The organism is uncultured Plantibacter sp., assembly GCF_963518075.1.
GTDB lineage: Bacteria > Actinomycetota > Actinomycetes > Actinomycetales > Microbacteriaceae > Plantibacter > Plantibacter flavus_A.
Genome location: NZ_CAUQHZ010000001.1, coordinates 753,882 through 774,227 on the forward strand (window position 1 = coordinate 753,882; position 20,346 = coordinate 774,227).

The following is a 20,346-nucleotide window of genomic DNA, read 5'->3' on the forward strand; positions in this document are numbered from 1 at the left end:
GCGGGACGTGGCCGATGGATTCCGCACCGAGGTGGCAGGATGCGGTCATGAGCAGTCACCACGTGAGCCGGGTCATCGGCGCTTCGCCGGAAGCCGTCTACGACTACGCGTCCGACATCGACAACCTTCCGCGGTGGGCGGCCGGTCTCGCACAGGCCGAGGTGGTCCGCGAGGGTGACTCGCTGTTCGTCGAGTCGCCGATGGGTCGGGTGGAGGTCCGGTTCGTCGAGCGCAACCGCTTCGGCGTGCTCGACCACGATGTGACCCTGCCGTCGGGGACCGTCGTGACGAACCCGGTCCGCGTGCTGGCCCATCCGGAGGGTGCCGAGGTGGTCTTCACCGTGCGTCAGATCGAGCTGGACGACGACGCCTTCGCGCGGGACGTCGCCATGGTCGAGGCGGACCTCGAGCGCCTCGATCGTCGGCTCACCGGGCATGAGTGATCGGCGCCCGTTTGACCTGGCCGCGGTCTCGTCGGTTCGTGCGCCGTCGTTCCGGATCCCGCGATAGCGTCCTCCCATGGACTCGCTCGTGCAGCAACGGCTCGCCTTCGAACGTGAGCGCACCGTCGGCTGGGCGATGATCACGGTCGGTCTGCTCTTCGTGGTCGGCTCCGTCTGGTTCGCAGCCGCAGGCGCCCCGCTCAGCTGGGCGATGGCGGTGTTCTGGACCGTCTGGGCGTGCTTCGGCATCCGGCGGGTAGCGGCTTCGCGTCGGACGCAGCAGACGTTCGAGCGGGAACACGGCGCTACCGCCGGCATTCGTCGATGAAGCAGGGCGTCGCCGTCCCGCTCACCGGTGGGCTGGTGTTCGGGCCGGGCTCCGACGCTTACGGGATCAGTCGCTGCTCCCGCAGGTCCTGGAAGATGCGGAGGAACATCGCCTCGGTCTCGACGTACTCGTGGAACCCGGCCCGGCGGGACTTCGAGGTGTCGGCGATGACGTCGTAGTCCCACGCGAAGACGAAGTCGCCGAACGCCCACGACGACACTGCTGCGTAGCTGGTGGGCGCGAGGCCGTGCCGCTCGACCATCGCGTTCCACAGGGCCTCCTTGTCGGCCATCACCTCGGAGAGGCTCATCTCGAGTGGCGGCGCGACGTCGAGGTCGAAGAAGGCGGCGATCTTCGGCCACATCGACGACCACCGGAACAGGTCGCCGTTCGTGATGTTGAACGCCTCGTTGCGGGCGTGCTCCGTGGTCGCCGCCCACACCGTGGCCTTCGCGAGGAGGTCGGCGTCCGTCATCTCGATCAGGGTCGTGTAGGCGCCGGGCTTGCCGGGGAAGCGCAGCGGGATGCCGAGCTCCTTGCTCATGGAGGCGTAGACGGCGATGACCATCGCCAGGTTCATCGGGTTGCCGAGGCCGATCCCGGCCACGACCGACGGCCGCAACGCCGACCATGACCAGCTGGCCCCGACCCGGCGGCGCTCGAGGAACTGCTGCTGGTCGACGTTGAACTCCGGTGGCATGTGCGGCGGGTCGGACTCCTTCGCCGGTGTGGCGAAAGGCCCCAGGTGTGCGCCGTAGACCTTGTAGCCCTGCACCAGGCTGATGTGTTCGAGGCCCGGCGCGACAGGTTCGACGGCGTCGACGACGTTGGTGAGCATCGCGAGGTTCGGCGCGACGAGCTCTGCCCAGCTGGGGCGGTCCTGGTACGCGGCGTAGAAGATGTGTGTGATCTCGGACAGGCCCCGCAACCGGCGGATGGTCGCGTCGCGGTCGAGCAGGTCCACCGCGAGGTGCCTGACGGATCCCCGGTCGGTGCCGCCGCGGCGGGACAACCCGACCACGTCCCAGCCGAGCCCCTCGAGGTGGGTGATCAGGTTCCCGCCGATCACCCCGCGGGCGCCGACCACCAGTGCTGTGTGCTGCGTCATGACATCTCCATCGTTAGATCGCGATTTACCGATCCATAGTGTTGCACAACATCGTGGAATCGCGATATTGCGATATGGTTGAGATATGACGAGCGCTGGCGAGTTGGACCTGGTGGCGATCTTCAAGGCGCTCGGACATCCGACTCGCCTCGCGATCCTGGGGTGGTTGAAGGATCCGGAGTCGTTCCCGCCGCAGGATCAGCCGGCGGCCGAGGTCGGCGTGTGCCTCAAGCACATCCAGGCGAGGGCTGAGGTGTCGCAGTCGACCGCCTCGCAGTTCATGGCCACGCTCCAGCGCGCCGGCCTCGTGACGTGCACCCGGATCGGCCAGTGGTCGCATTACCAGCGCGACGAGGCTGCGATCGAAGCGCTCGGTCGGCAGGTGTCGCTCGCCGTCTAGACCTGCGCGGCGAGCTGGACACCGGAGGAACTGAGGCACCGTCGACCAAATAGTTTCGCTTCAGGCAACGATCTGATAGTTTCTTCAGACGCAACGACTGGAGGTCCATCATGAACCACGGCGACGCGCAGGATCGTTTGAACGCCGCACGAGACGCCTCCCGCAGCGCTGCCCGGCAGGGAGCCCTCGGCACGGCGGTCATCACCGCGGCGCTCGTCATCGCTCTCGGGGTGGTCGTCGACCTCGACATGCTGTGGCTCCTCGGCCTGGTCTCCCTGGGATTCGTGGCGTTGTCCGTCAGTCGACCGCTCAAGCTGCGCCTCGACTGGTCGGATCGCGTCGGCACACTGCTCCTCACGATGAGTGGTGTCGCCGTCGCGGCCGTGTACGTCCTCGTCCAGTGGGCCGCGCGGTCCGCAGACCTCGTGGCCCCGAACACCGTCTCGGCGCTCGCCGCAGCCATGTTGGTCTTCGCAGCCTGCTTGCCGGCGCTCATCCGCCTCGCGTCCGGCGGTCCATCCGTCGGCGGGCGGCCGCGGACCGGCGATGCGTGATGACGATGCGGCGACCGAGGCCGCCGTCACCCGTCCCGCGCTGAACCCGCTCTTCCACGAGCCCGCACGCCTCGCGCTACTGTCCGCGCTCGCTCCCGCCGAGTACGCCGACTTCGCCTCGCTCCTGCGCATCACCGGTGTCAGCAAGTCGGCCCTCTCGAAGCACCTCTCGGCGCTCGCAGACGCCGGGGTGATCGAGATCGGGAAGAGTGACACGGACCGCCGTGGCCGTCGCATCGCACTCACGGCGGAGGGGCGAGTCGCCTTCGAGTCCTACCTCGACGCCCTGACCGCGATCGTGCAGCACGCCCGAGGATGATCGACGTGGACCGGTCGACGACCAGCGCCCGTGCCGGTCAGAGTCCGCGGGACACCGCGGCAGCCGCTGCGAGCCACGCCCGCTGCGTGCTCGATCGCAGGGCGTCGTGACGGATGACGCCGTTCTTCAACGCGGGATCGAAGGGCACGACGACGACGTCGCGCACGTAGGGACGGAAGTCCTCGGCGTAGGCGTTGGCGATCGACGTGTCCTTCGCCTCGGCCTCGGAGACGATGACGACGGCGTTGCGCGCGAGCTCGGCACCGCGCTCGCTCACCCGGCTGACGGCGGTGAGGGTGAGTCGCGCGCCCTCCTTCTTGTCCTCGACGGTCGTGGTCGGGATGACGAGCTGATCGGTCAGCTCCACCATGCGCCGCCAGTTGGGTGCTCCGGCCGAGTTACCGGAGTCCATGACGATCAGGCGGTAGTACTTCGCGAGGACGCGATGGACGAGGTCGACCTCGTCGGCGGTCACCACGTGCTCGCCGTCGGCCGCGGATCGCAGGACCTCGTACTTGTCGCCGGGCTGGTGGTGGACGAACCGCGACAGGTCGGCTCGCTCGGCGCCGGGGGAGAGGAGGTCGCCCGCCGCGGCGAGCAGGTCGAGGACGGTCGAATCGTGGCCGCCCTGCTCGGTCCGCCAGCCGAGCGTGCCCATGGTCTCGTTGTTGTCCCAGGCCGCGACACCGCCACCGCCGTACCGGGCGAAGACGGAAGACAGGTTGACGACGGTCGGCGTCTTGTTGGCGCCGCCTTTCTGATTCGCGACGGAGATGGTGCGACGCCTCGGGAAGTGGCGTGACACGGCGTGGACGTCGTCACGCTCGGCCCGCTCGGTCGCCGACGGCGGCACCGAGAAGCCGAGCTTGTTGAGCAGGCCGGCGAGCCCGTGCTGCGCCGGGCCGATCGTGGGCGGCGCGAGGAACGAGGGTGCATCGCGCAGATCGCGGCGAGCCGGGGCGGCCGGCTGGCCGGGAGCCTGCTGCTGCTGCGGAACCGGGGGCTGCTGCTGCGCGGGCGCGGACGGCGGCGCCTGCACCGACTGCTGTGCCGGGACCGCGCGCTGCGCGGGTACGGGCGCCTGCTGCGCGTTCGGCTGGTTCGAGATCGGCTGGAACGGCGGTGTGTCGAACGCGGGTTGCTGCACGGTCGGGCGCTGTGGCGGGACGGGCTGCGGCGTCGTGGTCGACTGCGGATTGGCGGAGACCGGCGGCGCGGGCTGCGCCGAAACCGGCGCAGGTGTCGACGGCTGGGCGGGTGCGGCGCGGGGCGGTGTCTGCGGTTGAACAGGGGTCGGGCGTGCGGGTGTCGGCTGGGAGGGCGTGGGCGGTGGCGCCTGGATGAGCGGCACTCGTTGCGCGGCTGCGGGCGGTGGCGTGGCCCGCTGCGCGGTGCGCGCGGGCGCTGCTGACTGCGGTTCCTCCTGCAGTTCGCCGTCGACACCGATGAGGAGCACGGTGACGCTCGTCGGGTCGGTCACCGTCACACGGATCGGTCGACCCGCCTTCCGGGCCTCCGCCTGCATCAGTTCGACGAGCTGGCGGCGGGCCGTTCCCGCGTCGGTGGCGGTCAGGTACTGCTCGGCGGTGCCGACGCGGAACACGCCGGAATTGTCCGCCAGCAGCGATGCCGTCATCGGCGGGAAGTCCTGTATCGAGGCCTTGTCGATCATGCTCTCACTCCTTCGCGGCGGGGGTGAACCCGTCCCCACTATGCCTTAGTACGGCGCATGTCGGATTTCTGAGGTCTCGTCGAGAGTGCTTCTTCTGCGCTCTCATGCGGCATCAGCGAGCGGAATGAGCACTCTCAACGAGCCTCCGAAGCCGTCGAACCCGTGCGATGAACGACGCGCGGTCGACGAAGAGGTCGTGCGCAGTGACGCGGACGACCCGCCACCCGGCCGCCTCGAATCGCTCGCGGCGAACGATGTCGTTCCTGAATCGTCGTTGGTCGGTGCGGTGCAGATCGCCTTCGTATTCGTACGCGATGCGGAGGCGAACTTCGGCGAGGTCCGGATGGAGAACCGCGGTGCCGCCGTCGACGGGCACGGCCGGATTGACGCTCGGCTCCGGGAGGCCCGCATCGATGAGCGCGAGCCGCAGGTGTGTCTCAGGTCGGGAGTCGACGCCGACGCGGACCAGCGGAAGGGCGTCGCGGAGAACCCGAGCCGAGCGTCGAGAGCCGTAAGCGGCCACGGCGGCCGTGAGTTCGTCGATCGTTGTGCGCACGTCGACACGCGAGCCACCTCGTGATCGCGACCCCGACACGAGGAAATCACCGACCGCGACGAGGTCCGGAAGCTCGAGCATCGTCGCGAGAAGCGCGAAGGTGTCGGCCGGCGCGGTGAGGGTGAAGCCTCGGATCTGGGTCGTGCGGGTCGTCTCGGCGAGCCGGTGACCGACGACCCCTCGGCAACGCGCAGGCTGTACGCCGTGAAGCGCGCCGATGTGGAGGTCCGCGTCGTGCGTGCAAGAGTTCGGCAGCGGGGCACCCAGGAGTTCCGCCGCAGTGAGATGGCTGAACACCCACCCTGGTCGGCGCCGAGGGGAGAACGCTGCGCAGCGTCCGAAGACGTCCCCCAGATCGACATCGACCGAGCGCACGCCCCAGAACGGAGCGTCGAGATCGACGCCACGCAGTCTCCCGCTGGTCTGGCCGTGCAGCGCTCGGTCACCGACCGCGAACGCCGTGCCGTGGAGCCGTGGCGGGAGCGGGCGATGGCGGGGCACCGACCCATCCTCCCGATCCCGTGGGGATATCTGCTCCCATTGTCCACACCCTCCACCGAGAGTGCGCATTCGGTCGGCTCATTGCGATTCAGGGAGCGTTTTGCGCACTCTCGGCAGAGCCGACGCCCGCGAGGCCGACGTACATCGAGCGGTGGAGCTCCGCGACGTGGTCGAAGGCCAGGCGGCTCGCGGCTGCCGCATCGCCGACGCGGAGCGCCTCGACGAGCTGAGCGTGCTCCTCATTCGACGCGCGCAGGTACTCGATCCGATAGGGGATGAAGTAGGAGTACAGCTCACGGGACACGCGGTCATGGAGGTCGGCCGCGCCCGGCACGCCCGCCGACATCGCCAGCTCGGCGTGGAACGCCGCATCCGCCTCGCGGAACCGGCTCCAGTCCGGCTCGGTCCGCATGGTCGCCACGAGGTCGTCGAGTCGACGCAGGGAGGATGCCCCCGGTGCAGCGGCAGCCCGCGCCGCCAGCCCGGCTTCGAGCGTCGCGCGCTGGTCGATGAGCGCGTGCACGTGGACGGCGTCCTCGCGGTAGGCGGCGATCTCGGGAACGGTGCCCACCGCGGGTGCATCCGAGATGAACGTGCCACCCGTGTTGCCCTGCCGCCGCACGACGACACCCTCGTCGCTCAGCGCCCGATAGGCACGACGCACCGACATCTCGCTGACCCCGAACGCTCGAGCCGCTTCCTCTGGTGCCGGGAGCCGTTGGCCGGGCACCAGCATCCCGAGCTCCAGCGCCAGCGAGATGCGCGCGCGGACGGTGTCGACGGCGGTCGTGCGTCGGATGGCTCCGAGCGAGGGCGAACCCAGATCCATGGCACCCCGTCTCGTCGCTGATCGACTCCGCGACCCTGGCTCAGCCGGCCGTCGGCTGGTCGGCGGTCGCCTCGCTCACCGCACCGTCCGGCTCGGCGTCCAGCGGGAACCGCTTCCCCGCCACGATACCGATCAGCATGGCGACCACGGGGATGAGGGCGAGCACGACACTCACGGTGACGCTTCCGCCGGTGACGAGCGTGAAGTTCGACAGCACCAGCCACAGCGCGAAGGCGAGTCCCACCACCGCGAGGATCGGGAACACCCGCGCACCCCAGGTGCGGCCGGCGACGAGCTCGGGTCGGCGCGCGAAGAACACGAGGACGGCGATCGAGGTCGTCAGCATGAGGAGGACCATCCCGACGGTCGCCACCCCGGCCATGGATCCGAAGACCCCGACGAGCGGGTCGAGGCCGGCGAGGGCGAGCGCGGCGAGGACGATGGCCGCCGTCACCGTCTGCACGATGGAGGAGGTCGACGGGGAGTGGTGTGCGGGGTGACGCCTGCCGAGGCGGGCGGGCAGCACCGACTTCTGCGCCAGCGTGAACTGGTAACGCGCGATGACGTTGTGGAAGGACAGCACGCACGCGAACAGGCTCGTGATGAGCAGCACCTGGACGACATCACGCATGATCGGGCCGAGGTAGGTCGTCGTCGTGTCGAGCAGGAGGTTGCCGTCGCCGGCGAGCGTCTGCTGGGCGATCGCGACGGCGTTCCCTGCGCCGACGCCCGTCACGAGCGCCCAGCAGGAGATGGCGTAGAACACACCGATGATGACGACGGCCAGGTACGTGGCTCGCGGGATGGTGCGTTCCGGGTTGCGCGCCTCGTCCCGGAAGACCGCGGTCGCCTCGAAGCCGATGAAGCCGGTGAGGGCGAAGAGCACGGCGACGCCGATCCCACCGGTGAAGATGTTGGCGGGGTCGAAGGTCTCGACCGCGATGCCGTCCGCGCCGCCCGTCGCGAAGATGACGACGTCGAGCACGACGACCACGAGGATCTCGAGCGTCAGTGCGATGCCCAGTACCTTCGCGCTCAGGTCGATGTGTCGGTAGCCGAGCACCGCGACGATCGCCATCGTCGCGAAGGAGTACAGCCACCAGGGCAGGGTCGGGCCGCCGAAGTACGTGACGAGGTCGTCGAGCGCCCAACCCATGTAGCCGTACACGCCGACTTGGATCGCCGTGTAGGCGACGAGTGCGGTGAACGCGGAACCGAGGCCGAGACGAGAGCCGAGTCCGGCCGTCACATAGGAGAAGAACGCGCCGGCTTCGCGGACGAACGGCGTCATGGTGACGAAGCCGACGGAGAAGACGAGGAGGATCACGGCGGCGAGGGCGAAGCCGATCGGCGCTCCGGCGCCGTTGCCGGTCCCGATCGCGATGGGGACGTTGCCGCCGATCACGGTGAGTGGTGCTGCTGCGGCGATCACCATGAAGACGATGGAGCCGGTACCGAGTTGGCCGTCGAGGCGCTGGCGCGGCTCGGCGATGGGGTTCACGGTCATGAGGTCACTTTCCGGGGGAGTCGGGGGACTCGGAGGGGGAGGGGAGGAGGGACGGCGTCCCTCAATACAGCTCGGCGCGGCGGTCGGCGAGGTAGGGGTTCTCCTGCCTGGCGCGCTTGGTGGCCTCGGGATCGATCGTGGCGATCATGAGACCGACGGCGTCCGCGTCGAGCGCGTCGAGGACCACGCCGTCCGGACCGACGATGCTGCTGCGGCCGACGTAGGTGAGGTCCCCTTCGGAGCCGACGCGGTTGACGTAGACGAGGTGGACCTGGTTCTCCCAGGCGCGCACCGGGATGAGCCGTTCGGCGATGTGCGCGTAGGGCTCCATCTGCGCGGTGGGGACGATCACGACGTCGGCGCCGTCGAGGGCCGCCGCGCGGACGGTCTCGGGGAACTCGACGTCGTAACAGATGAGGACGGCGACGCGGACGCCGCCAAGGTCGACGGTCGGTGCGAGGGTGTCACCGGCCACGAACAGCTCGCGGTCGAGCTCGCCGAACAGGTGTGTCTTGCGGTAGCGGAGCAGCTCGGACCCGTCGGGACCGATGAGGACGATGGCGTTCGCGACGGCTCCGCCCGGGAGCGGCTCGGGCAAGCCGGCGAGGATCGCGATCCCCGTCCCGGCGGCGATGGCGGCGACCCGGTCGACCAGCTCCGGGGTGGCGAGCGGGGCGAGACGGTCCCCGAGGTTGTAGCCGGTGATGAACATCTCGGGGGTGACGAGCAGGTCCGCGCCGCGATCCGATGCCTGCCTGGCGGCGTCGGCGACGAGCGCGAGGTTCGCCTCGACGTCTCCGGGGACGCCGTGGTGTTGCAGTCCGGCGATGGTCAGGGTCATGGCGGTGGAGCTCCTCTGCAGGCGTGCGTCGATGCACTCAGTAAACAACTCAAAGTGAGCTGTTTGATGTCCATCATGTTTCGATCCGGTTTCACCCGCAAGAGGCGAGGGACATACTGGTGGCGTGCGCGCCCTTCCTGTCGACGTCCCGATCGTGCTCGGCCCCTTCGGAGGCTTGTCCTCCGTCGAACTCACCGCGACGGTGAGTGAGCTGGGCGGCCTCGGTTCCTTCGGCCTGTACGGCTACGACGCCGAGCGCATCGAGCGGACGGTCACGGCGCTCCGCGAACGGACCGCGGCGCCGTTCGCACTGAACCTGTGGCTGCCGCGTGGAGACGAGCTGTCGCCCGACGACTCCGAGGCGTCCTTCGCAGCCGCGGTCGAGGCGCTCCGACCCGTGTTCGACGAGTTGTCACTCGAGCTGCCCGATCGCCCGGCCCGGTACATGCCGCCGTTCGACGAGCAGATCGAGGCGGTCCTGGAGGCGCGGCCCGCCGTGGTCAGCTTCGTCTTCGGGGTTCCACCGCGGTCGGTGGTCGACGCGGCGCGCGAGCGGGGCATCGTGGTGGTCGGGACGGCGACCACGGTGGCCGAAGGGCTCGCCCTGCAGGAGGGCGGCGTCGACGTCGTCGTCGGCACGGGCATGGAGGCCGGCGGCCACCGCGTCTCGTTCCTGCGAGCAGCCGAGGACTCCCTCGTCGGCCTGGTCGCCCTGATCCCGCAGCTCGTCGACGCCTTGGACGTCCCGGTGATCGCCGCCGGCGGTATCGCCGACCGACGTGGTGTCGCCGCCGCGCGGGCACTCGGCGCCGCCGGCGTGCAGGTCGGGACCGCCTTCCTCCGCACGAGCGTCTCCGCGGCGACGGCCGAGCATCGAGCGGCCATCGTCTCGACGCCCGCCGACGGTACCGTCCTCACGCGCGCGATGAGCGGCAGGCTCGGCCGTGGTGTCCCGAACCGGGTGCTGCGCGAGATCGAGGCGTCGGGGGTCGTCGCCCCGTTCCCGGTCCAGAACTGGCTGACCGGGCGGTTCCGCACCGTCGCCTCGGAGCAGGGCGTCGCAGAGCTCCAGGGCTACTGGGCAGGGCAGGCGTCCTTGCTGACCCGCGATCGGGCGGATGCCGAGGCCGTCTTCGCGGAACTCGCCGCGGGCCTGTCGGTCCCACCCAGGGCACCCTGACCCCGGTCCGCGTCGCCCGCAGGACCGCGTAAGCTGGAGTGGACTTCCTGCAAGAGATGAGACGTTCACCGTGCCCAGCATCCCGTTCGACGGCGCCAAGCACGATCGGTACTGGATGGTCCCGATCCTGCGTGCGGTGATCGCGCTCGCCACGGCGGGGGTCGTCACCTTCACGCAGGGCCACTCCTCGCAGTTCGGCCTCGTGGTCTTCGGGGTCTTCACGCTGCTGTCCGGCGCGATCGTCGGCGCCTTCGCCTTCCCGAACTTCTCCGACACCGTGACGCGCGCCTTCTTCCTCGGGCAGGGCGTCATCGGTGTCGTGACCGGCGTCTTCTCGCTGCTCGTGAGCGGCGGCGGGCTGAGCATCTTCCTCTACGTCGTCACGCTGTGGGCGGCCCTCACCGGATTCCTCGAGCTGTACAGCGGGATCCGCTGGCGCGGACGCCTCGCCGCGGCGAAGGACTGGACCGCGGTCGGTGCCTTCACGGTGCTGCTCGCCATCGCGACGCTCCTCGTCCCGCCGGGACTCGAGCAGCGATTCGCCGCCCCGGGAGGTGTCGAGGGTGTCCTCCGTGCGGACATCGTCGTCGTCGGCCTCGTCGCGGCATACGCCGCGATCATCGGCGTCTACCTCGTCATCGGCGGACTGTCGCTGCGGTGGGCGGGCAAGCGCCCGGTCGCCGGCGCAGTCACCGACGACACCACCGGCACGGCGGGAGCCGCATCATGAGCAAGCCCAACCGCGACGACGTCCTGCGGCCGATCGAGCTCCTCGTGCTCTCGGGCGTCATGGGGGTCTTCACCGGCGTCGTCGTCCTGATGTCGACCCGTGAGATCGTCCTCGCACTCATCGGACTGGGCATCGCGTTCATCGCCTCGCTCGTCGTCCTCGCGATGCTGGCGCTCGCCGTGAAGCCCGACTTCCAGGAGAAGCTCGACCTCGACGAGCAGGACGGCGACGACAAGCGTCCGCCGCGCCCCTCCGGCCACTGATCTCCGGCTTCATTCGCCCATTCTTGGGCGACCCAGTGCTCGTTCGCCCATTCCTGGGCGAACGAGCACGGACCGCCTACGGCAGGTAGTCCACCAGGTCGTCGGAGAGCCCGAGGTACGTCGCCGGGGTGAGCTCGAGCAGGCGCTGCTTCGCGGCGTCGCCGATGTCGAGCTTGGAGACGAACTCGACGAGCTCCGCCTGGCCGAGACGCTTGCCGCGCGTCAGCTCCTTGAGAAGTGCGTAGGGGTCCTCGATGCTCGAGCGACCCGCGGTCACCTCGGCGCGGATGACCGTCTGGATCGCCTCCGCGAGCACCTCCCAGTTGTGGTCGAGGTCCGCGGCCAGCACGTCCTCCGCGAGGTCGATCTGCCCGAGTCCGCCGAGGATGTTGTCGAGGGCGAGCAGCGAGTGGCCGAACCCGACACCGATGTTGCGCTGGGCGCTCGAGTCGGTGAGGTCGCGCTGGAGTCGTGAGGTGACGAGGGTGGCGGCGAGGGAGTCGAGGATCGCGCTCGACAGCTCCAGGTTGGCTTCGGCGTTCTCGAAGCGGATCGGGTTGACCTTGTGCGGCATGGTCGACGAGCCGGTGGCGCCCGCGACCGGGATCTGCCGGAAGTAGCCGATCGAGATGTACGTCCACATGTCCGTGGCGAGGTTGTGCAGCACGCGGTTGGCGTGGGAGATCTTGCCGTAGAGCTCGGCCTGCCAGTCGTGCGACTCGATCTGCGTCGTCAGCGGGTTCCAGTCGAGGCCGAGTCCCTCGACGAACTCGCGCGAGATGGCGGGCCAGTCGGCATCGGGGTCGGCGACGACGTGGGCGGCGAAGGTCCCGGTCGCGCCGGAGAACTTGCCGAGGTACTCGTTCGCCTCGATCTGCAGGGCGATGCGCTCGAGTCGGTAGACGGTGACGGCGAGCTCGCGGCCCATCGTGGTGGGCGTCGCCGGCTGGCCGTGCGTGCGTGCGAGCATCGGGACGGCCCGGAAGTCGACGGCCTTGGTGCGCAGTGAGTCGAGGACGAGGCGCAGCTTCGGCAGCCAGATGGCGCGGACGGCCTGCGACACGGTGAGCGCGTAGGAGAGGTTGTTGATGTCCTCGCTCGTGCAGGCGATGTGGGTGAGTTCGGCGATGCGGTCGAGACCGAGCTCGGACAGGCGGTGGCGCACGAGGTATTCGACGGCCTTCACATCGTGACGCGTGACAGCTTCCTTCTCGGCGAGCCAGTCGATGTCGGCCTGTCCGAAGTCGAGGTAGAGCGCGCGGAGCTGCTCGATCTCCGCCGGGGTCAGCGGGGAGGATCCGAACATGGAGTGCTCGGTGAGGTAGACGAGCCACTCGACCTCGACCTGCACGCGGGCGCGGTTCAGGCCGGCCTCCGAGAGGTACTCTCCGAGCGCCGTCACGGCGGGGCGGTAGCGACCGTCGAGCGGGCTGAGCGGCTGGGCGGGGAATTCGGTCATGGGGTGGCTCCCTGGGTCAGTGCTGGTTCGAGCTGGTGGAAGAGGGATCTGCAGGCATGGTCGATCATGCCGAGGACGGTCTCGAACATCTGGGCGTCCGAGTAGTAGGGGTCGGGGACGTCGCGGGTCCCGGAGGTGCTGTCGAAGCTCAAGAGCAGGTGCACCTTGGAGCGGTCGGTGTCGTTGCCCGCCCAGGCCCGCAGGACGCGTTCGTGACTGCGGTCGAGGGCGACGACGAGGTCGTAGCTGTCGAAGCGGTCGGGGTCGAACTGCTTGGCCCGGTGGGCGGTGGCGTCGTGGCCGTGCGCTCGCAGCGCGGTGATCGTGCGGTGGTCGGCGTGCTCGCCGACGTGCCAGTCGCCGGTGCCGGCGGAGGAGACCTCCACGACCCGCTCCAGCCCGGCGGCCGCCACGAGGTCGGTGAAGACGCTCTCGGCCATCGGGGATCGACAGATGTTGCCCGCGCAGACGAAGCACACGCGGAACGGGGTCGTGCCGGGGTCGGCCTCCCCGAGGGTGTTCATGCGTCTATTCTGGCCGACCGCGCCCGAGCCGTCGAACCGTTCTCAACTGACTCCGCTCCACAGTTCCACTCCGGTGAGCTTCCTCCACATCAGCACGGTGTGCCGTCGTGACCGCACCGCCGGTTGGGCAGAGTCGAGTGTGATGCCGGCGGTGGGCGGGCGGAGGGCGAGGCGACATGGCGTTGGAGTACGACCCGTTGGCGATGGGCTTCCCGTCGCAGTCGACGGCAGAGGAAGCTGCTTCGATCCTCGAGGGGCGCGCTCGATGTCTCGAGGACGTGCTGCTCGAACTGGAGCCGGAGATCGTGAGGTTCGCGCAGGCGCGCAGCGGTCTCGAGTGGGTCGGTCCCGCAGCCGTGCAGTTCGCCTGGTCCGCGGACGAACTGACCGCAGTGCTTCGTGAATCGGCCTCTGCACTCGATGAGGGACTCAGGAGCGCTCGTGGGGCGGCATCGTCGATCGCCGTTGGAGCGGAGCATGAGTGACGACCTCACCATCCGAGGCGGTGGTGTCGTAGCCGTCGCCACTGACGATCACCTGCTCCTCGGCGCGTTGCTCCTCGACCTCGGCGAGGCCTGCGCGAGCTGGGCCGACCGCGTGGAATCGGTGTCGACCGACGACGTGTCCCTGGCGCCCGTCGGCCCGACGATCGTCCCCCAAGCCGATGCGGGGGCGGGAAGCGGGGCGGCTGCGAGGGCCGCCACCAGCTTGCGGCGTGCGAGCGACGACGCGAGCCGGTTGGGTGGGCATCTCATCGTCGGGGCGGAGCAGTACGGAGAGCTCGAGCGGATGGTCCAATCGTTGTTCACGTTCACCGGGGACGCCGCGGGATGGGTCCTGGGAGCCTCCCCGTTGATCCCCCTCGGTGTCCTCGCCGCCGTCGGAGAGGTGACGCTCGTCAGGACGGTGTTCCGCGGAGTGTTGGGTTTGCTGTCCTCGGACCTGCAGGACGGCTTCGATGAGGCCTCGGCGAAGACTGCGCGTGAGCTGATGTCGTCACCCGCGTTCGTCGCCCTCGTGCGCGGAGTCGTATCGGGTTCCGACGAGTTCCTGATCAGCGCGTTCGGTCTGCCGGCGATGCTCGACGCGAACCGTCTGAGCGAGGAGGGCATCACCGGGGTGGCGTTCGCAGCCCTGGTCGCACTGGGCACAGTCGACCGTGCCGGCCTCCTCACTCCCGCGGCGCCGGTCCGTACGGTCGAGGTGAAGGCCCAGGGCGCTCCGGCGCCCCTGAAACCTCCGACCCGATACGAGGACCTCGTCGAGCGGATGCCGCACGGGGGAGCGGGCTCGCCGCAGATCAGGATCGAGCGGTACGAGGACGCCTCCGGCGCCGACCAGTGGATCGTCTGGTCGGGTGGAACCATCGAGACCGGCTTCCCTGAGGCGTCGACCGAGCCCTTCGACAACCGCAGCAATGTCAACGCCGTCGCAGGTATGGAGGCCGAGAGCGCCGAAGCGACCCTCCAAGCCATGCGACTCGCGGGCATTCCGGACGGTGCCTCCGTGCTCCACGTCGGGTACTCCCAGGGCGGCATCATCGCGTCACGCATCGCCGCCAGCGGTACCTACGACTCCTCGGTCGTCACCTTCGGATCGCCGGTCGAATCCATCGACTTCGCGGACGACCTCCCGCGCACCCATGTCGAACACACCGAGGACGTCATCCCCGCGCTCTCCGGTGAACGACGCGACTCACTCAACGGGGGTACCGTCGTCCAGCGTTCGTTGTACGACGGAGGACCACCGCCGGCCGGTGACGATCCCCTTCCAGCTCACAATCTCGACCGCTACCGGGAGACGGCACGCCTCATCGACCAGTCCTCGGAGGAGCGGCTCGCACCAGCGATCGACCCCCTCGCCGGGCTCACGGGCACCGGGGAGGTCTGGCAGTACCGCGCCGACAAGGTCCTTCCGTGACCAAGCGGTCGAGCCGACGGGTCAGTCGCGCGCCTTTGGACGGATGACGATGCCGAGCAGCCAGTTCACGATGGAGATGACGATCGCACCGAGGACGCCCCACCAGAAGCCGTCGACGGTCAGGCCGAAGCCGAACCAGCCGCTGATGCCTGCGGTGATGAGGAGGAGGAGCCCGTTGATGAGGAGCCCGATGAGCCCGAGCGTGAGGATGTACAGGGGGAACGCGAGCACCTTGATGACCGAGCCGATGATGGTGTTCACGACGGCGAAGATGAGCGCGACGAGCGCGAAGGTCAGGATCGTCTCCAGCGTGCCGCCGGGCGCGTACGGTGTCACGTTCACACCGGCGACGATGAGGGTCGTGACCCAGATGGCGAAGCCGTTGACGATCAGGTTCAGCAGAAAACGTCCCATGACGGCAATCCTCCCACCCTTGCCACAGCGGGCAAAGGGCCGATTCGGACCGGCGCACTGCATTCCGACGCAGGTATCCTTCGCGGCCTAGACTCGTCGAGTGAGTGACAACCTGCCAACCACCGCCCAGCCGGCCGCTCAGCCGGGCCGGAGCCCGGTCCGTCTCCGTCCGGAGATCGCAGAGCTGCCGCCCTACCGCCAGGGCAAGCCGGCCGCACCCGACGCCTTCAAACTCTCGAGCAACGAGGTCCCGTTCCCGCCACTCGACGCCGTCCTCTCGGCCATCACCGACACGGCTGCGGACTCCCACCGCTACCCCGACGGCGCCGCACTCGCACTGCGCACGGCGCTCGCCGAAGCCAACGGGGTCACCCCGGAACGGATCCACATCGGTGCGGGCTCGGTCGCGCTCCTCAGCCAGTTCATCACCGCGACCGCCGGTCCGGGGGACGAGGTCGTCTTCGCCTGGCGCTCCTTCGAGGCCTACCCGGGTCTCGTGACCGTCGCCGGCGCGACGTCCGTGCGGGTCCCCAACCGGCCCGACGGCTCCCACGACCTCGAGGCGATGGCCGCAGCCGTCACCGACCGCACCCGCGTCGTCATCGTCTGCACGCCGAACAACCCCACGGGGCCGGTCGTCGAACGCGCCGCCTTCCTCGCCTTCCTCCGCTCCGTGCCCTCCGACGTGCTCGTTCTCCTCGACGAGGCCTACCGCGAGTTCGTCACCGATGACGACGCCGTCAACGGCATCCCGCTCCTCGACGAGCACCCGAACCTCGTCGTGCTCCGCACCTTCTCGAAGGCCTACGGACTCGCCGGCCTCCGCGTCGGCTGGGCCATCGGCCACGAGCTCGTCCTCGACGGCGCCCGCAACGCGGCCATCCCGCTCTCCAGCACCGCGCCGGCGCAGCAGGCGGCCATCGCCGGACTCGCGAACGCCGAGGACATCCGAGCCCGCGTCGCGGTCATCACCGCACGACGCGACGACCTCGCCGCCGCACTCCGCGAGCAGGGCTGGTTCATCCCCGCGGCGCAGGGCAACTTCGTCTGGTTCGGCCTCGGCGAGCAGACGGCCGCGGCGAACGAGACCTTCCTCGCCCACGGCATCGTCGGCCGCGCCTTCCCCGGCGACGGCGTCCGCATCTCGATCGGTGAAGCCGAGTCGATCGAACCGCTCCTCGCCGCCGCTGCGGAGATCCTCGCCGGACTGCCGGCCGACCACCCGACACGAGAGGGAGTGCGCTCACGATGAGCCGTTCCGGAGACGACCCCACCGTGCCCAGCGTCCAGTTCATCGACGCGGCCGGCACCTTCGCGCCGAACGAACACGCGGAGCGCTATCAGCCGTTCCTCGATCGCCTGACCGAGACCGACCTGCAGCAGTTCTACCGCGACATGGCGAACGTCCGTGCCTTCGACATCGAGGCGACGAACCTGCAGCGCCAGGGCCAGATGGCGCTGTGGCCACCGAGTCACGGGCAGGAGGCGGCACAGGTCGGTTCGGCCCGCGCAGCGCGAGCCCAGGACCACATCTTCCCCTCCTACCGCGAACACGTCGTCGCGATGATCCGCGGCGTCGACCCCATCGACATCGTGCGGCTCATGCGCGGCAACACGCACGGCGGTTGGGACCCGGCAGATCCGTCCAACGGCAACGTGCACCTCTACACGCTCGTGCTCGCCGCGCAGACCCTGCACGCGACCGGCTACGCGATGGGCCTGAACTTCGACAAGGCCGTCGGCACCGGTGACCCCGAGCGCGACACGGCCGTGCTCGTCTACTTCGGTGACGGCTCGAGTTCCGAGGGCGACGCGAACGAGGCCTACATCTACGCCGCCAGCTACCAGACGCCACAGGTGTTCTTCCTCCAGAACAACCAGTGGGCCATCTCCGTCCCCGTCTCCCGCCAGGCCCGCGAGCCGCTGTACCAGCGCGCGGCCGGCTTCGGCCTCGACAGCGTCCGCATCGACGGCAACGACGTCCTCGCGAGCTACGCGACGGCGGCGAAGCACCTCGACGACGCCCGCGCCGGCCGCGGCCCGAGCCTCATCGAAGCGATGACCTACCGCGTCGGCGCGCACACCACGAGCGACGACCCGACCAAGTACCGCACCGACGACGAACTCCAGTCCTGGATCGCCCGCGACCCGATCGTCCGGTTCAAGACGTACCTCCAGGGGCTCGGCGCCTCGGACGCGTTCTTCGCCGAGGTCGACGAGGAGGCTGCAGCGCTCGCGGAGGACACCCGCGTGCGCACGCTCGCACTCGAGGCCCCGGGCCCCGAGCTCATGTTCGAGGGCGTCTACTCCGAACCGCACCCGCTCATGGTGGAGCAGCAGGCCTGGCTCGAACGCTACGAGGCCTCGCTCGAAGGAGGCAACGCATGACGACGACCACCATGCCGATGGCCAAGGCGCTGAACGCCGGCCTGCGCAAGGCGATGACCGAAGACGACAAGGTCCTGCTCATGGGCGAGGACATCGGCCCGCTCGGCGGCGTCTTCCGCGTCACCGAGGGCTTGCACGCCGAGTTCGGCGGCGACCGCGTCCTCGACACCCCGCTGGCGGAGTCCGGCATCGTCGGCACCGCGATCGGCCTCGCCATGCGCGGCTACCGACCGGTGTGCGAGATCCAGTTCGACGGCTTCGTGTTCCCGGCCTTCAACCAGATCACGACGCAGCTCGCGAAGCTCACCAACCGGCACGAGGGCAAGCTGCAGATGCCCGTCGTCATCCGGATCCCCTACGGCGGACACATCGGCGCGGTCGAGCACCACCAGGAGAGCCCCGAGGCGTACTTCGCCCACACGGCCGGCCTGCGCGTGGTCAGTCCGTCGACCCCGAACGACGCCTACTGGATGATCCAGGAGGCCATCGCCTCGAACGACCCGGTCGTCTTCCTCGAGCCGAAGAGCCGCTATTGGCCGAAGGGCGAGGTCGACCTCGACGGCTCGGCCGCACCACTGCACGGCAGCCGCGTCGTCCGCACCGGCACGGAGGTCACTCTCGCCGGACACGGCGCGATCGTGAGCGTCATGCTGCAGGCGGCTGAACTGGCCGCCACGGAGGGCACGAGCGTCGAGGTCGTCGACATGCGCTCGCTGTCGCCCATCGACTACGACCCGCTCGTGGAATCCGTCCGACGGACCGGCCGCCTCGTCTACGTGCAGGAGGCGCCCGGGTTCACGAGCGTCGGCTCGGAGATCGCGGCGACCGTCACCGAGCGCGCCTTCTACTCGCTCGAGGCACCCGTCCTGCGGGTGTCCGGGTTCGACACCCCGTTCCCGCCGGCGAAGCTCGAAGGCGTCTACCTCCCGGATGCCGACCGCATCCTCGAGGCCGTCGACCGCTCGCTGGCGTACTGAACACCGAAGGAAGACGAGGAACCACGATGAGTGATCTCCAGTTCGAACTGCCGGACGTCGGCGAAGGCCTGACCGAGGCCGAGATCGTCGCATGGAAGGTCGCGCCGGGCGACGCCGTCTCGGTCAACCAGGTGCTGGTCGAGATCGAGACCGCGAAGTCGCTCGTCGAACTCCCGTCGCCGTTCGCCGGCACCGTCGGCGCCCTGCTCGTCCAGGAGGGCCAGACCGTCGACGTCGGGACGCCCATCATCAGCGTGAGCACCGGTGGTGGAGCGCCGAGCGCCGAGCCGGCCGCGCCCGCACCGGCGGTCGTCGAGTCGGAGGAGGCCACGCTGGCCGCCGACACCGCGGCGAGCGTCTCTCCCGCCGAAGAGCCGCGCCCTGGCGCAGTGCTCGTCGGATACGGCAGCGCCGGCAGCACCTCGAGTCGTCGCCGTGGCCGTGGCGCGACGCCGGTCGTCGAGCCGGCGAGCCCGGCCGTCACCCCGCAGCCGCCCGTGCGCCGCCAGCCGCCGTCGAGCATCCCCGCCGCGTCCGCGCTGCCGGTCATCGCCAAGCCGCCGATCCGGAAGCTCGCGAAGGACCTCGAGGTCGACCTCACGGCGATCGAGGGCACCGGGCTCGCGGGTGAGATCACCCGCGACGACGTCATCCGTGAGGCCAGTCAGGCGAGCGTGTTCCGCAACATCGAGACGCCGGAGTGGGCCGACGAGCGCGAGGAGCGCATCCCGGTCAAGGGCGTCCGCAAGGCCATCGCGACGGCCATGACCCGAAGTGCCTTCACCGCGCCGCACGTCTCCCTCTTCGTCGACGTCGACGCGACGCGCACGATGGAGTTCGTCAAGCGCCTGAAGAACTCGACGGACTTCGCCGGCGTCAAGGTCTCGCCGCTGCTCATCATGGCCAAGGCGATGATCTGGGCGGTCCGCCGCAACCCCACGGTCAACAGCGAGTGGACGGACCAGGAGATCATCGTCCGCCATTACGTGAACCTCGGGGTCGCCGCCGCGACACCGCGCGGACTGATCGTCCCGAACGTCAAGGAGGCGCAGGCGATGAGCCTGCTCGAGCTGGCACGCGCCCTCGAGACCCTCACGCTCACGGCCCGCGACGGCAAGACGCCGCCGGCCGACCAGCAGAACGGCACGATCACGGTGACGAACATCGGTGTCTTCGGCATGGACACCGGCACCCCGATCCTCAACCCGGGCGAGGTCGGCATCGTCGCGCTCGGCACGATCAAGCAGAAGCCGTGGGTCGTCGACGGTGAGGTGCGCAGCCGCTTCGTGACGACGCTCGGCGCATCCTTCGACCACCGCGTGGTGGACGGCGACGTCGCGAGCCGCTTCCTGGCGGACGTCGCGTCGATCATCGAGGAGCCGGCGCTGCTGCTCGACTGAGCACCGGGTCCCTGAGCCTGCTCTTCGGTTCCT

The 20,346-nt window shown here is 69.5% G+C and carries 23 protein-coding genes; 15 read left to right on the plus strand and 8 right to left on the minus strand.

What is annotated here, in order from left to right; all coding sequences use genetic code 11:
• Window positions 1-47: 47 nt before the first annotated feature.
• Window positions 48-443, plus strand: a complete 396-nt coding sequence (locus tag RWN05_RS03600; RefSeq protein ID WP_205847550.1) for an SRPBCC family protein — start codon at window positions 48-50, stop codon at window positions 441-443.
• A gap of 76 nt (window positions 444-519) precedes the next feature.
• Window positions 520-771 (plus strand): hypothetical protein, encoded by a 252-nt coding sequence (locus RWN05_RS03605; RefSeq protein WP_079003663.1) that lies wholly within the window; start codon window positions 520-522, stop codon window positions 769-771.
• Window positions 772-829: 58 nt separating this feature from the next.
• Here RWN05_RS03605 and RWN05_RS03610 read toward each other — a convergent pair whose 3' ends face one another.
• Window positions 830-1,879 carry an SDR family oxidoreductase gene (locus RWN05_RS03610; protein ID WP_079003662.1) on the minus strand — a complete coding sequence of 350 codons (1,050 nt, stop codon included), beginning with the start codon at window positions 1,877-1,879 and terminating at the stop codon, window positions 830-832.
• 85 nt (window positions 1,880-1,964) lie between these two features.
• On the opposite strand from RWN05_RS03610, the gene RWN05_RS03615 reads away from it, so the two are divergent.
• The 3 genes from RWN05_RS03615 (at window position 1,965) to RWN05_RS03625 (ending at window position 3,152) form a co-directional block, all read left to right on the plus strand.
• Window positions 1,965-2,279, plus strand: a complete 315-nt coding sequence (locus RWN05_RS03615; protein ID WP_079003661.1) for a helix-turn-helix transcriptional regulator — start codon at window positions 1,965-1,967, stop codon at window positions 2,277-2,279.
• Window positions 2,280-2,389: 110 nt separating this feature from the next.
• Window positions 2,390-2,833 (plus strand): hypothetical protein, encoded by a 444-nt coding sequence (locus RWN05_RS03620; protein WP_079003660.1) that lies wholly within the window; start codon window positions 2,390-2,392, stop codon window positions 2,831-2,833.
• Window positions 2,826-3,152 carry a transcriptional regulator gene (locus tag RWN05_RS03625; RefSeq protein WP_079003659.1) on the plus strand — a complete coding sequence of 109 codons (327 nt, stop codon included), beginning with the start codon at window positions 2,826-2,828 and terminating at the stop codon, window positions 3,150-3,152. The genes RWN05_RS03620 and RWN05_RS03625 overlap by 8 nt, the downstream gene beginning before the upstream one ends.
• Before the next feature lie 37 nt (window positions 3,153-3,189).
• Here RWN05_RS03625 and RWN05_RS03630 read toward each other — a convergent pair whose 3' ends face one another.
• Complete coding sequence (locus RWN05_RS03630; protein ID WP_079003658.1) at window positions 3,190-4,824, minus strand: hypothetical protein; 1,635 nt, start codon at window positions 4,822-4,824, stop codon at window positions 3,190-3,192.
• A gap of 196 nt (window positions 4,825-5,020) precedes the next feature.
• On the opposite strand from RWN05_RS03630, the gene RWN05_RS03635 reads away from it, so the two are divergent.
• Window positions 5,021-5,404: a hypothetical protein gene (locus tag RWN05_RS03635; protein WP_314138561.1), complete on the plus strand. Its 384-nt coding sequence runs from the start codon at window positions 5,021-5,023 to the stop codon at window positions 5,402-5,404.
• 565 nt (window positions 5,405-5,969) lie between these two features.
• Here the strand turns inward: RWN05_RS03635 and RWN05_RS03640 are convergent.
• From RWN05_RS03640 to RWN05_RS03650, 3 genes are all read right to left on the minus strand, one after another.
• Window positions 5,970-6,710: a FadR/GntR family transcriptional regulator gene (locus RWN05_RS03640; protein WP_079003656.1), complete on the minus strand. Its 741-nt coding sequence runs from the start codon at window positions 6,708-6,710 to the stop codon at window positions 5,970-5,972.
• A 40-nt stretch (window positions 6,711-6,750) separates the two neighbouring features.
• On the minus strand, window positions 6,751-8,217 hold the full coding sequence (locus RWN05_RS03645) for an APC family permease (protein WP_314138562.1): 1,467 nt from the start codon (window positions 8,215-8,217) through the stop codon (window positions 6,751-6,753).
• Between the two features lie 61 nt (window positions 8,218-8,278).
• On the minus strand, window positions 8,279-9,058 hold the full coding sequence (locus tag RWN05_RS03650) for a carbon-nitrogen hydrolase family protein (RefSeq protein WP_314138563.1): 780 nt from the start codon (window positions 9,056-9,058) through the stop codon (window positions 8,279-8,281).
• A gap of 124 nt (window positions 9,059-9,182) precedes the next feature.
• On the opposite strand from RWN05_RS03650, the gene RWN05_RS03655 reads away from it, so the two are divergent.
• From RWN05_RS03655 to RWN05_RS03665, 3 genes are all read left to right on the plus strand, one after another.
• Window positions 9,183-10,238: a nitronate monooxygenase gene (locus RWN05_RS03655; protein WP_314138564.1), complete on the plus strand. Its 1,056-nt coding sequence runs from the start codon at window positions 9,183-9,185 to the stop codon at window positions 10,236-10,238.
• Between the two features lie 70 nt (window positions 10,239-10,308).
• Complete coding sequence (locus RWN05_RS03660; RefSeq protein WP_314138565.1) at window positions 10,309-10,968, plus strand: hypothetical protein; 660 nt, start codon at window positions 10,309-10,311, stop codon at window positions 10,966-10,968.
• Complete coding sequence (locus RWN05_RS03665) at window positions 10,965-11,231, plus strand: hypothetical protein (RefSeq protein ID WP_064296028.1); 267 nt, start codon at window positions 10,965-10,967, stop codon at window positions 11,229-11,231. Before RWN05_RS03660 ends, RWN05_RS03665 begins: the two co-directional genes overlap by 4 nt.
• A 76-nt stretch (window positions 11,232-11,307) precedes the next feature.
• Here RWN05_RS03665 and purB read toward each other — a convergent pair whose 3' ends face one another.
• Both purB and RWN05_RS03675 read right to left on the minus strand, forming a co-directional pair.
• Entirely contained in the window at window positions 11,308-12,690 is a 1,383-nt protein-coding gene (purB, locus tag RWN05_RS03670; RefSeq protein WP_064296029.1) for an adenylosuccinate lyase, read from the minus strand.
• Window positions 12,687-13,214: a low molecular weight protein-tyrosine-phosphatase gene (locus RWN05_RS03675; protein WP_314138566.1), complete on the minus strand. Its 528-nt coding sequence runs from the start codon at window positions 13,212-13,214 to the stop codon at window positions 12,687-12,689. Before RWN05_RS03675 ends, purB begins: the two co-directional genes overlap by 4 nt.
• A 176-nt stretch (window positions 13,215-13,390) precedes the next feature.
• Between RWN05_RS03675 and RWN05_RS03680 the strand changes: the two genes are divergently transcribed.
• Together RWN05_RS03680 and RWN05_RS03685 are read left to right on the plus strand one after the other, a co-directional pair.
• Window positions 13,391-13,699 carry a hypothetical protein gene (locus tag RWN05_RS03680; protein ID WP_314138568.1) on the plus strand — a complete coding sequence of 103 codons (309 nt, stop codon included), beginning with the start codon at window positions 13,391-13,393 and terminating at the stop codon, window positions 13,697-13,699.
• On the plus strand, window positions 13,692-15,134 hold the full coding sequence (locus RWN05_RS03685; RefSeq protein ID WP_314138569.1) for a hypothetical protein: 1,443 nt from the start codon (window positions 13,692-13,694) through the stop codon (window positions 15,132-15,134). The genes RWN05_RS03680 and RWN05_RS03685 overlap by 8 nt, the downstream gene beginning before the upstream one ends.
• Before the next feature lie 21 nt (window positions 15,135-15,155).
• On the opposite strand, the gene RWN05_RS03690 is transcribed toward RWN05_RS03685, so the two are convergent.
• Window positions 15,156-15,548: a phage holin family protein gene (locus tag RWN05_RS03690; protein WP_079003649.1), complete on the minus strand. Its 393-nt coding sequence runs from the start codon at window positions 15,546-15,548 to the stop codon at window positions 15,156-15,158.
• Between the two features lie 100 nt (window positions 15,549-15,648).
• Between RWN05_RS03690 and RWN05_RS03695 the strand changes: the two genes are divergently transcribed.
• Genes RWN05_RS03695 through RWN05_RS03710 form a run of 4 tightly spaced genes read left to right on the plus strand, consistent with a single transcriptional unit; the run spans window position 15,649 to window position 20,313 of the window.
• A complete protein-coding gene (locus RWN05_RS03695) occupies window positions 15,649-16,800 on the plus strand; it encodes a histidinol-phosphate transaminase (RefSeq protein ID WP_240555595.1) in 1,152 nt (383 codons plus the stop codon).
• Window positions 16,797-17,936, plus strand: a complete 1,140-nt coding sequence (locus tag RWN05_RS03700; protein WP_071262139.1) for a thiamine pyrophosphate-dependent enzyme — start codon at window positions 16,797-16,799, stop codon at window positions 17,934-17,936. The genes RWN05_RS03695 and RWN05_RS03700 overlap by 4 nt, the downstream gene beginning before the upstream one ends.
• Window positions 17,933-18,913, plus strand: coding sequence for an alpha-ketoacid dehydrogenase subunit beta (locus tag RWN05_RS03705; RefSeq protein ID WP_079003648.1), 981 nt, complete (start codon window positions 17,933-17,935; stop codon window positions 18,911-18,913). Before RWN05_RS03700 ends, RWN05_RS03705 begins: the two co-directional genes overlap by 4 nt.
• Window positions 18,914-18,939: 26 nt before the next feature.
• Window positions 18,940-20,313, plus strand: coding sequence for a dihydrolipoamide acetyltransferase family protein (locus RWN05_RS03710; protein ID WP_071262142.1), 1,374 nt, complete (start codon window positions 18,940-18,942; stop codon window positions 20,311-20,313).
• Window positions 20,314-20,346: the final 33 nt, after the last annotated feature.